The organism is Kitasatospora sp. NPDC056651 (assembly GCF_042792155.1).
Classification (GTDB): domain Bacteria; phylum Actinomycetota; class Actinomycetes; order Streptomycetales; family Streptomycetaceae; genus Kitasatospora.
The window spans coordinates 1-11,785 of the sequence record NZ_JBHTWX010000096.1; the positions used below are offsets into that span (position 1 = coordinate 1).

The 11,785-nt window shown below is 73.1% G+C and carries 5 protein-coding genes; 4 read left to right on the top strand and 1 reads right to left on the bottom strand.

The features are described from left to right. Nucleotides 1-39: 39 nt before the first annotated feature. On the bottom strand, nucleotides 40-2,706 hold the full coding sequence (gene glgP, locus ACFRAR_RS29325) for an alpha-glucan family phosphorylase (RefSeq protein ID WP_380701576.1): 2,667 nt from the start codon (nucleotides 2,704-2,706) through the stop codon (nucleotides 40-42). A gap of 1,058 nt (nucleotides 2,707-3,764) precedes the next feature. Between glgP and ACFRAR_RS29330 the strand changes: the two genes are divergently transcribed. The 4 genes from ACFRAR_RS29330 to glgB all read left to right on the top strand — a co-directional run bounded on the left by ACFRAR_RS29330 (nucleotide 3,765) and on the right by glgB (nucleotide 11,730). Then, entirely contained in the window at nucleotides 3,765-5,720 is a 1,956-nt protein-coding gene (locus ACFRAR_RS29330; protein WP_380701620.1) for an alpha-1,4-glucan--maltose-1-phosphate maltosyltransferase, read from the top strand. Next, on the top strand, nucleotides 5,717-7,441 hold the full coding sequence (gene treS, locus ACFRAR_RS29335; RefSeq protein ID WP_380701578.1) for a maltose alpha-D-glucosyltransferase: 1,725 nt from the start codon (nucleotides 5,717-5,719) through the stop codon (nucleotides 7,439-7,441). The genes ACFRAR_RS29330 and treS overlap by 4 nt, the downstream gene beginning before the upstream one ends. Nucleotides 7,442-7,691: 250 nt before the next feature. Continuing rightward, the gene (locus tag ACFRAR_RS29340) at nucleotides 7,692-9,182 is read left to right on the top strand and encodes a maltokinase (protein ID WP_380701580.1); all 1,491 of its coding nucleotides are present in this window, start codon (nucleotides 7,692-7,694) and stop codon (nucleotides 9,180-9,182) included. A 58-nt stretch (nucleotides 9,183-9,240) separates the two neighbouring features. Continuing rightward, complete coding sequence (gene glgB / locus ACFRAR_RS29345) at nucleotides 9,241-11,730, top strand: 1,4-alpha-glucan branching enzyme (protein WP_380701582.1); 2,490 nt, start codon at nucleotides 9,241-9,243, stop codon at nucleotides 11,728-11,730. The last annotated feature ends 55 nt before the right edge of the window (nucleotides 11,731-11,785 follow it).

The window sequence follows — 11,785 nt, forward strand, 5'->3', positions numbered from 1 at the left end:
GTTCACGGACGCGCGGCCGCCCCGGACGTGCTCGCCGGGTCAGCGCAGCAGCCCGGCGTCCATCCCGGCGGACTCGGCCGGCAGGGCCACCAGCCCCAGTTCGGTCGGCGAGGCCAGCCGGGGGTGCGCGGGCAGCACCCGGACGGTGTAGCCGAACGGGCCGGTCCGGCACAGCTCCAGCGCGCCCTCGTAGCGGGTGCGGCCGTCCAGGTCGGGCCCGCCGACCGGCTTGAGGGCGAGCAGGCAGGCGTCCGAGATCCGGTCCCGCTCGTCCACCCGGCCGGAGACCGCCTGCACCTCGACGTCGCCCGGTGCCAGCGTCCCGAGCGCGACCTGCACCCGCAGCGCCAGCGAGCTGCCCAGCTCCTGCGCCTCGGCCGGGCAGTCCGCCTCGACGTGCTCGACCCGGACGGCCGGCCACGCCTCGCGGACCTTCGCCTTCCACCGCGCCAGCTCCCGAGAGCCGCGGTTGCGGTCGGCCGCCAGCTCCCGCTGGGCCTGCGCCGCCGGGGCGTACAGCCGTTCGACGTACTCCCGGACCATCCGCCCGGCCAGCACCTTGGGCCCGAGGGTGACCAGGGTGTGCCGGACCATGGCGATCCACTGCTGCGGCAGCCCGTCCGCGTCCCGGTCGTAGAACCGGGCGGCGACCTGGTGCTCGATCAGGTCGTAGAGCGCGGCGGCCTCGATGTCGTCGCGCCGCTCGGCCTCGCCGCTGTCCGGGTCGAGCACCCCGCCGCTCTCGTCGGCGGTGGGGATCGCCCAGCCGTTGCGGCCGTCGTACCACTCGTCCCACCAGCCGTCCAGAACGGACAGGTTGAGGCAGCCGTTGAGCGCGGCCTTCATCCCGGAGGTGCCGCAGGCCTCCAGCGGGCGCAGCGGGTTGTTCAGCCAGACGTCGCAGCCCGGGTAGAGGCGCTGGGCCATCGCCATGTCGTAGTCCGGCAGGAAGACGATCCGGTGCCGCACCGCCGGGTCGTCGGCGAAGGCGACCATCTGCTGGATCAGCCGCTTGCCGCCGTCGTCGGCCGGGTGGGCCTTGCCGGCCACCACGATCTGCACCGGCCGGGTGGGGTGCAGCAGCAGGGCGCGCAGCCGCTCCGGGTCGCGCAGCATCAGGGTGAGCCGCTTGTACGAGGGCACCCGGCGGGCGAAGCCGATGGTGAGCACGTCGGGGTCGAGCACCGAGGAGACCCAGCCGAGCTCGGCCTCCCCGGCCCCGCGCCCGCGCCAGGAGGCGTGCAGCCGGCGGCGGGCCTCCTCCACCAGCTGGGCCCGCAGGGCGCGCCGCAGCTCCCAGACCTCGGTGTTGCCGATCCGCTCCAGCCCCGTCCAGCGCCGGGTGTCGCCGGTGGTCATCGCCTCCTCGGCGCGCTCGGCGCCGATCTCGGCGGCGCCCAGCCGGACCACCGCCGGGTCGATCCAGGTGGCGGCGTGCACGCCGTTGGTGACCGAGGTGATCGGCACCTCGGCGGGGTCGAAGCCCGGCCACAGGCCGTGGAACATCGACCGGCTGACCTCGCCGTGCAGGGTGGAGACCCCGTTGGCGCGCTGGGCCAGCCGCAGGCCCATGGCGGCCATGTTGAACAGCTTCGGGTCCCCGTCGCACCAGCTCTCGGCGCCGAGCGCGAGCACCTGCTCGACCGGGACGCCCGGCAGCGCGGCGTCGCCGCCGAAGTGGCGGGCGACCAGCTCCCGGTCGAAGCGGTCGATGCCGGCCGGGACGGGCGTGTGGGTGGTGAAGAGGGTGCCCGCCCGGACGGCCTCCAGGGCGGCGGCGAAGTCGAGGCCGGCCGGGTCCTCGGCGACCAGTTCGCGGATGCGCTCCACGCCGAGGAAGCCGGCGTGGCCCTCGTTGGTGTGGAAGACGTCGGGGGCGGGGTGCCCGGTGAGCCGGCAGTAGGCGCGCACGGCCCGGACGCCGCCGATGCCCAGCAGCATCTCCTGGAGCAGCCGGTGCTCGCTGCCGCCGCCGTACAGCCGGTCGGTGACGTCCCGCTCGGCCGGCGAGTTGGCCTCGATGTCGGAGTCGAGCAGCAGCAGCGGGACCCGCCCGACCTGGGCCTTCCAGATGTGGGCGGCCAGGGTGCGGCCGCCGGGCAGGGCGAGGTCGACCCGGCAGGGGGTGCCGTCGGCCTCCCGGAGCAGGCTGACCGCCAGTTCGTCCGGATCGAGCAGCGGATAGCGCTCCTGTTGCCAGCCGTCCCGGCTGAGGGACTGGCGGAAGTAGCCGTGCCGGTAGAACAGGCCGACGCCGACGACCGGCACGCCGAGGTCGCTGGCGGCCTTGAGGTGGTCGCCGGCCAGGATGCCGAGCCCGCCGGAGTACTGCGGCAGCGCGGCGGCGATGCCGTACTCGGGCGAGAAGTAGGCGATCGCGGCGGGCAGCGGGGCCCGGTCGGCCTCGTGCCGGGTCTGGTACCAGCGCGGGCCGGTCAGGTACTCGCGCAGGTCGTCGGCGAGGTCGCCGAGTCTGCGCAGGAAGCGCCGGTCGGTGGCGAGTGCGGCGAGCCGGGCGGCCGGGACCTCCCCGAGCAGCCGCACCGGGTCCTCGCCGGTCGCGGCCCAGACCTCCGGGTCCACGGACCGGAACAGGTCCCTGGTCTCGGGGTGCCAGGACCAGCGCAGGTTGAGGGCCAGCTCGTGCAACGGCTGGAGTTGTTCGGGCAGGACGGTGCGGACGGTGAATCTGCGGATTGCCTTCACGGCGTGAAGCGTAGCCGTGGCGATCGGTCCGGCAGTGCGTCAAGTGGGCTATTGGGCATCCGTTCGGGCTATTGATGAGATCGCATTCGGCGCATTGGTCTGCACGGGGGGCGCGCGAGGCGCACATTTCGGGGGCCCGCGCTACCAATGTGTGAACTCTTCGGTACGGGTCCATTTCCGATGGCTCATCCACCCGGGGGAAGGTTCGAAACTACTGTCGTACCGCTGCAAAAACCTTGTCGCCGGTGCGAGGATGACCGAAGGTCGTTGATGCTGTGGGGAGTGCGACGGAGGGTGGCGTCCCCCTCGAAGCAGCACGTCCGAATCCTTTTCGCGTTGACCGTTCCCGTCCTTCTTAGCCCATTCGGCGCCCGCCGCGCACGGACGCGTGTCCTGGCGCCCGGCCCGCTCGTTCACGGGTGGGCCGGGTCACCCGGGAGCATGCCCCGCGGAGGGCGTGCGCCGGGACGCACGAGGGCTCCGGGGCTCCCCGCCACCGGGTCGGCGGGCGCCGGGCAGGTTGCCGGGAACAGCGGCGCGGGCAGGCTTCCGGTCGCACGTCCTCCCCACCCAGCAGTCCTCCGGCACTCCCCCGGCCCGACCGAGGCCCGCGGGGAGCTGCCGCCGATCTCGGGCAGGAGCTTGGCATGCACGGCGACACGCGGGACCAGTCCACACCGGTGGCCGAAGGCCTCGACGCAGCGGTCGCGGAATCCGCCGGACGGATGGATTCTGACACTCGGACAGATCCGGCGATGCCGGCGCCGAGGGCCTCCGGGGCGACCCGTACCGGATCCTCCGAATCGCGGCCCTCCACGGCGGCCCCCCACCCCGGGGCCGAGGAGGACCGGACCGCGACGACCCCCCGCGGGCGCACCACCACCACGCGCCGCACCACCAGCCCGAAGGCCGGCACCGCGAAGGCCCCCAGTCCGAAGGCCACCGCTCCGAAGGCCGCCGCCGGGAGCGCCGCCGCATCGGCCCCGGCCACCGGTGCGCCCGCCCGGAAGTCCCCCGCTCGCAAGCCCTCCGCCCGCAAGACGACAGAGAGCGACACCGTGATCGGCCGCATCCCCGTCCTGGACGTCAGTCCCTTCGTCGACACCGGCCGCCGCCCGGCCAAGGCCGTCACCGGCGAGACCTTCCTGGTCACCGCGACCGTCTTCCGCGAGGGCCACGACGCCGTCAACGCCAACGTGGTGCTGCGCGACCCGCGCGGCCGCAGCGGCCCGTGGACGCCGATGCGCGAACTGGCCGAGGGCAGCGACCGCTGGGGCGCGTACGTCACCCCGACCGCGCCCGGCCGCTGGTCGTACCTGGTGGAGGCGTGGAGCGACCCGGTCGCCACCTGGCGCAAGGCCGCCTCGGTCAAGCTGCCGGCCGGGATCGACACCGCGCTGGTGCTGGAGGAGGGCGCCCGGCTGCTGGAGCGGGCCGCCGCCGGGGTACCCAAGAAGGAGGGCCGGGCCGACGTGCTGGCCGCCGCCGACGCGCTGCGCGACCAGACCCTGCCGCCGCTCTCCCGGCTGGCCGCCGCCCTCGCCCCCGAGGTGCTCGACGTGCTGACCCGCCACCCGCTGCGCGAGCTGGTCAGCGCCTCCCGCCCGCTGCCGCTCCAGGTGGACCGCGAGCGCGCGCTGTTCGGCTCCTGGTACGAGTTCTTCCCGCGCTCGGAGGGCGCCGTGGTGGACCCGAACGGCGTCGAGCCGCCGCGCCCGGGCACCCTGCGCACGGCCGCCGAGCGGCTGCCGGCCGTCGCCGCGATGGGTTTCGACGTGGTCTACCTGCCGCCGGTCCACCCGATCGGGCGAGCCTTCCGCAAGGGCCCGGACAACAGCCTGACGGCCGGTCCGCACGACGTCGGCTCGCCCTGGGCGATCGGCTCCCCGGAGGGCGGCCACGACGCGGTCCACCCGGACCTCGGCACCGTCGAGGACTTCGACCACTTCGTCGCCGAGGCGCAGGCGCTGCACCTGGAAGTGGCGCTGGACTTCGCCCTCCAGTGCTCCCCGGACCACCCCTGGGTGAACAAGCATCCGGAATGGTTCGGACACCGCGCCGACGGCACCATCGCGTACGCCGAGAATCCGCCGAAGAAGTACCAGGACATCTATCCGGTCAACTTCGACCAGGACATGGATGGAATCGTCAAGGAAACAATCCGGATCCTCCGCTTCTGGATGTCGCACGGCGTCCGGATCTTCCGGGTCGACAACCCCCACACCAAGCCGGTGGTCTTCTGGGAGAAGGTGCTCTCCGACATCGCCCGCACCGACCCCGACGTGGTGTTCCTGGCCGAGGCCTTCACCCGCCCGGCGATGATGCACACCCTGGCGAAGATCGGCTTCCACCAGTCGTACACGTACTTCACCTGGCGCACCAGCAAGCCGGAACTCACCGAGTACCTCACCGAACTCACCGGTGACGCCGCCGCCTACATGCGGCCCAACTTCTTCGCCAACACCCCGGACATCCTGCACGGGTACCTCCAGCACGGCGGCCGCGCCGCCTTCGCGGTCCGCGCGGTGCTCGCCGCCACCCTCTCCCCCAGCTACGGCGTCTACGCCGGCTTCGAGCTGTACGAGAACGAGCCGACCCACCCGGGCTCCGAGGAGTACCTGCACTCGGAGAAGTACGAACTGCGCCCGCGCGACTGGAGCCGCACCGACACCCTGGCCCCGCTGCTGACCGTGCTCAACCGGCTGCGCCGCCGCCACCCCGCCCTCCAGCAGCTGCGCGACCTGCGCTTCCACCCCACCGACAACGACCAGGTGCTCGCCTACTCCAAGACCGCGACCACCCCCGAGGGCCTCACCGACCAGGTCATCACCGTGGTGAACCTCGACCCGCACCACGTCCAGGAGGCCACCGTCACGCTGGACGGCGACGGCCCGTACGCGGTGCACGACGAGCTCACCGGCGCCGTCTACACCTGGGGCCGGCACAACTACGTCCGGCTCGATCCCTCAGCCGAGCCGGCTCACCTCCTCACGGTTCGGAGGAACCCAGCGTGACAGTGAACGAGCCGGTCCCCGACACCTTCCCCGAGACCTCGAAGAAGAAGCTCGACCCCCAGTGGTTCAGGCGTGCGGTCTTCTACGAGGTGCTGGTGCGGTCCTTCCAGGACAGCAACGGCGACGGGGTCGGGGACCTCAAGGGGCTCACGGCCAAGCTCGACTACCTCCAGTGGCTCGGGATCGACTGCCTCTGGCTCCCGCCGTTCTTCGCCTCGCCGCTGCGCGACGGCGGGTACGACGTGTCCGACTACACCTCGGTGCTGCCGGAGTTCGGCGACCTCGCCGACTTCATGGAGTTCGTCGACGCCGCCCACGCCCGCGGCATGCGCATCATCATCGACTTCGTCATGAACCACACCAGCGACCAGCACCCGTGGTTCCAGGCCTCCCGGACCGACCCGGACGGGCCGTACGGCGACTTCTACATGTGGGCCGACGACGACAAGCAGTACCCGGACGCCCGGATCATCTTCGTCGACACCGAGACCTCCAACTGGACCTACGACCCGGTCCGCAAGCAGTACTACTGGCACCGCTTCTTCTCCCACCAGCCGGACCTCAACTACGACAACCCGCGGGTCCAGGACGAGATGATCGCCGGGCTGCGGTTCTGGCTCGACCTCGGCATCGACGGCTTCCGGCTGGACGCGGTGCCGTACCTGTTCGCCCGCGAGGGCACCAACTGCGAGAACCTGCCGGAGACCCACGAGTTCCTCAAACGGGTCCGCAAGGAGATCGACGCCGACTACCCGGACACCGTGCTGCTCGCCGAGGCCAACCAGTGGCCGGAGGACGTCGTCGACTACTTCGGCGACTTCTCCTCGGGCGGCGACGAGTGCCACATGGCGTTCCACTTCCCGGTGATGCCCCGGATCTTCATGGCGGTGCGCCGGGAGTCCCGCTACCCGGTCTCGGAGATCCTCGCCAAGACCCCGCGGATCCCCGGCGGCTGCCAGTGGGGCATCTTCCTGCGCAACCACGACGAGCTGACCCTGGAGATGGTCACCGACGAGGAGCGCGACTACATGTACGCGGAGTACGCCAAGGACCCCCGGATGCGCGCCAACGTGGGCATCCGCCGCCGGCTCGCCCCGCTGCTGGAGAACGACCGCAACCAGATCGAGCTGTTCACCGCCCTGCTCCTCTCCCTGCCCGGCTCGCCGGTGCTGTACTACGGGGACGAGATCGGCATGGGCGACAACATCTGGCTCGGCGACCGGGACGGCGTGCGCACCCCCATGCAGTGGACCCCGGACCGCAACGCGGGTTTCTCCTCCGCCGACCCGGGCAGGCTCAGTCTGCCGCCCATCATGGACCCGGTGTACGGCTACCAGGTGACCAACGTCGAGGCGCAGCAGAGCAGTTCGAGTTCGCTGCTGCACTGGACGCGTCGCATGATCGAGATCCGTAAGCTCAATCCCGCGTTCGGCCTCGGCAGCTACGCCGAACTGCCGTCCAGCAACCCCGCCGTGCTGGCCTTCGTGCGCGAGTACGAGGGGGACCTGGTCATGTGCGTGAACAACTTCTCGCGGTTCGCGCAGCCGACCGAGCTGGACCTGCGGCGGTACGGCGGGCGGTACCCGGTCGAGCTGATCGGCGGGGTGCGCTTCCCGTCGATCGGCGAGTGGCCCTACCTGCTCACCCTGGCCGGGCACGGCTTCTACTGGTTCCAGCTCCGGCAGCCCCCGCGCCTGAGCGGGACGAGGCGGTCGAAGTAACGATCCGCCGCGCGCCGCGCACCAGCGCCAACGGCACCACCAGACCCTCCGGGGGCGCGAGTTGAACCCCGCGCCCCCGCTGTTCTCCGCCCCACCGCGTACGGAGAACAGCCCAACGGCCACCCACACGAAGGCGTGACACCCGAGCCGTGCTCGCGTGCCGCGACCGCCGCGCCGCCGCAATCCGGAAGACTGACGGACCCGGCCACGACCCGTCGGGCAGTCCGCGTGCTTCCGGGGAAAGGGAGCCATGTCCGAAACCTCCCGTTCTCAAGCCCACCTGAGCGCCACCGCCCCCGCCGGCCCTGCCACGCCGGCGGGCACCCGGGGCGCCGCGGTCCGGAGAACCGCCCTGGGGGTCAGCGAACTCGTCCAGGCGGCCCTGCCGCTGATCGCCTCCTGGCTGCCCACCCAGCGCTGGTACGCCGGCAAGGGCCGGCCCATCACCGGTCTCACCCCGGTGGTCGGCACCCCGCTCCAGGTCGGCGACCCCGCCCTGCTGCACCTGCTGCTGCGGGTCGAGCACGCCACCACGGCCGGGGCCCCGCACGGCGACACCTACCAGCTGCTGCTCGGCATCCGCTCCACCGGACTCGGGGACATCGAGCCCGGCGCCCTGCTCGGCCGACTCAGCCAGGGCCCGTACGACGGCGCGACCCTCTACGACGCGGTGCACGACCCGGAACTCACCGGCCGACTGCTGGAGCACCTGGCCACCGGCGACCGCTTCGGCGCGCTGTCCTTCCGCCGCACCCCCGGCTCCGGACTGCCCACCAACCTCCCCGGCCGCGCCTCCACCGCCGAACAGTCCAACAGCTCGGTCATCTACGGCACCTCGTACATCCTCAAGCTGTTCCGCCGCATCCACCCCGGCACCAACCCCGACCTGGAACTCTCGCTCGCGCTCTCCCGGGCCGGCTCCACCCGCATCCCCCGGGTCGCCGCCTGGTTCGAGAGCCGGATGGAACGCTCCGAGCCCGCCACCCTCGGACTGCTCCAGCGCTACCTGCCGGACGCCGAGGACGGCTGGGAGCTGGCCCTCGACCAGGTCGGGCGGCTCAAGTGCGACCGCTCCCCCGGCAACTTCGCCATCGAGGCGCACCGGCTCGGCCGGGCCACCGCCGAGGTGCACCGGGTGCTGTCCCGCTCGATGCCGGTCGCCCGGCTCGACCGCGCCCAGACCGGCCGGCTGGCCGGCGCGATGGCCGACCGGCTGGACAGCGCCGTCGCAGCCGTCCCCGGGCTGCTGCGCTTCCGGGCCGCGCTGCGCTCCGCCTTCCAGCAGCTCGCCGACGCCCACCCGGACGGCCTGCCGGTCCAGCGCATCCACGGGGACCTGCACCTCGGGCAGGCCATGCGGACCCCGCACGGCTGGGTGCTGCTGGACTTCGAGGGCGAGCCCGCCAAGTCGGTCAACGAGCGCCGCGAGCCCCAGCCGGCCCTGCGCGACGTCGCCGCGATGCTGCGCTCCTTCGACTACGCGGCCGCCCACCTGCTGGCCGGCGGCCCGGCCGACCCCGAGCTCGCCCACCTGGCCGCCGCCTGGGCCCAGCGCAACCGCACCGCCTTCTGCGCCGGCTACACCGCGGGCGGCGGCGCCGACCCGGCCGCCTCGCCGGAGCTGATGCGGGCCCTGGAGATCGACAAGGCGGTGTACGAGGTGGTGTACGAGGCCCGGCACCGGCCGAGCTGGCTGCCGATCCCGCTGGCCGCGATCAACCGGCTGGCCCTGTCCGTCTGACCCGCTTGCCGCACCGCCCGCAGGAGTTCGCCCACCCCCGCCGCAGGAGGACCCCGCCGTGACGCCGATCGACCCGACCGGCCGCCCCACCCGCCCCGTACCGGCCACCTTCCTGGCCGCACCGCTCCCCGCCGGAGGGCCCGCGGTCGAAGGGCCGGCCGCCGGAGAACGGACAGCCGAAGGACGGACAACCGGAGGACGGACAACCGAAGGACCCGCCGGCCACCGGCCCGAGCCGCGCCGGGCGGCCGAGGAGGAGGGGAGCACCGGCGCCGCCCCGCGCCCCCCGGCGGCCCGCCCGGCCGCGGCCGGGGACCTCCTGGACCCCGAGCGCCCGGCCCCCGCCGGAGCGCTGCGGCTGCCCGAGGCGCCGCTGCCGCCGGCCGAGGTCGACCGGCTGGTCGGCGGACAGCACCACGACCCGCACGCCCTGCTCGGGGCGCACCCGGTGCACGGCGGCACGGCGATCCGGGTGCTGCGCCCGTTCGCCGAGCGGGTGGTCGTCGAGACCTCCCAGGGGCCGGCCGAACTCACCCACCAGCAGGGCGGGTTGTTCACCGGCCTGGTGGCCGGCGGCGATCCGCCGGACTACACCCTGCTGGTGACGTACCCCGGCGGCCGGCCGCTGCGCCAGTACGACGGCTACCGCGTCCCGCCCACCCTCGGCGAACTCGACCTGCACCTGATCTCCGAGGGCCGGCACGAGCAGCTGTGGCGGGCGCTCGGCTCGCACGTGCGCACCGTCGACGGGGTGGCCGGCACCGCCTTCGCGGTCTGGGCGCCGAACGCCGTCGGAGTCCGGCTGATCGGCGACTTCAACCACTGGGACGGCACCGGGCACCCGATGCGCTCGCTCGGCTCCTCCGGGATCTGGGAGCTGTTCGTCCCGGGCCTGGCCGAGGGCGCCACCTACAAGTACGAGGTGCACACCCGGCAGGGCTGGGTGCTGGACAAGGCCGACCCGCTGGCCCGGGCCGCCCAGTGCCCGCCCGGCACCGCCTCGGTCGTCACCTCCTCCGGCCACGTGTGGCAGGACGGCGAGTGGATGGCCCACCGGGCCCGCGCCGCCCACCACCGGGCGCCGATGTCGGTGTACGAGCTGCACCTGCCGTCCTGGCGCCCCGAGCTCACCACCTACCGCGCCATCGCCGAGGAACTGCCGCGCTACCTCAAGGAGTTGAACTTCACCCACGTGGAGTTCATGCCGGTGATGGAGCACCCCTTCGGCGGCTCCTGGGGCTACCAGGTGTCCGGCTACTACGCCCCCACCGCCCGGCTCGGCGGCCCGGACGACTTCCGGTACCTGGTGGACACCCTGCACCGGCACGGCATCGGCGTGATCGTCGACTGGGTGCCCGCGCACTTTCCCAAGGACGGCTTCGCGCTCGCCCGCTTCGACGGCGAACCGCTGTACGAACCCGCCGACCCGCTGCGCGCCGAGCACCCCGACTGGGGGACCCTGGAGTTCGACTACGGCCGCAAGGAGGTGCGCAACTTCCTGGTCGCCAACGCCGTGTACTGGTGCGAGGAGTTCCACGTCGACGGCCTGCGGGTGGACGCCGTCGCCTCGATGCTCTACCTCGACTACTCCCGCGAGGGCGGCGCCTGGACGCCCAACCGGTTCGGCGGCCGGGAGAACCTGGACGCGGCCTCCTTCCTCCAGGAGATGAACGCCACCGTCTACCGGCGCTGCCCGGGCGTGGTGACCGTCGCCGAGGAGTCCACCGCCTGGGACGGGGTCACCCGCCCCACCGACGCCGGCGGCCTCGGCTTCGGGCTGAAGTGGAACATGGGCTGGATGCACGACTCGCTGGTCTACGTCTCCAAGGAGCCGGTGCACCGCAAGTACCACCACAACGAGATCACCTTCTCGATGGTGTACGCCTACTCGGAGAACTACGTCCTGCCGATCTCCCACGACGAGGTGGTCCACGGCAAGCGGGCCCTGGTCTCCAAGATGCCCGGCGACTGGTGGCAGCAGCGCGCCAACCACCGCGCCTACCTGGGCTTCATGTGGTCCCACCCGGGCAAGCAGCTGCTGTTCATGGGGCAGGAGTTCGCCCAGGGCGCGGAGTGGGACCACGAGCAGGGCCCCCAGTGGTGGGTGCTCGACGAGGGGTGGCCGGCCCACCGGGACCACCTCGGGGTGCGCCGGCTGGTCCGCGACCTCAACCGGTGCTACCTCGACACCCCCGCGCTGTGGGAGCTGGACACCGTCCCGGAGGGCTTCCGCTGGCTCGACGGCGGCGCCGCCGAGGACAACCTGCTCTCCTTCGTCCGGTACGCGGCCGACGGCTCGCCGCTCGTCGCGGTCTGCAACTTCTCGCCGGTCGTCCGGCACAGCCACCGGGTCGGCCTGCCCCGGCTGGCGGGCCGCGAGCAGCTGTGGGAGGAGGCGCTGAACACCGACGCCGAGGAGTACGGGGGCAGCGGCGTCGGCAACTCCCACCCGGTCAAGGCCGAGCCGGTGGAGCGGGACGGCCAGCCCCGCTCCGCCGAGCTGGTCCTCCCCCCGCTCGCCACCGTCTGGCTGCGCCCCGCCCGCTGAGGCCCCGGGTGCCCGCCCCGCCGGGCGGCCCCCCGGCGGGACCTCCGCCCCTTGC

Excerpts from the sequence above, each read along its gene's own strand:
- ACFRAR_RS29340 (WP_380701580.1), top strand. The coding sequence starts at position 7,692 with ATGTCCGAAACCTCCCGTTCTCAAGCCCACCTGAGCGCCACCGCCCCC.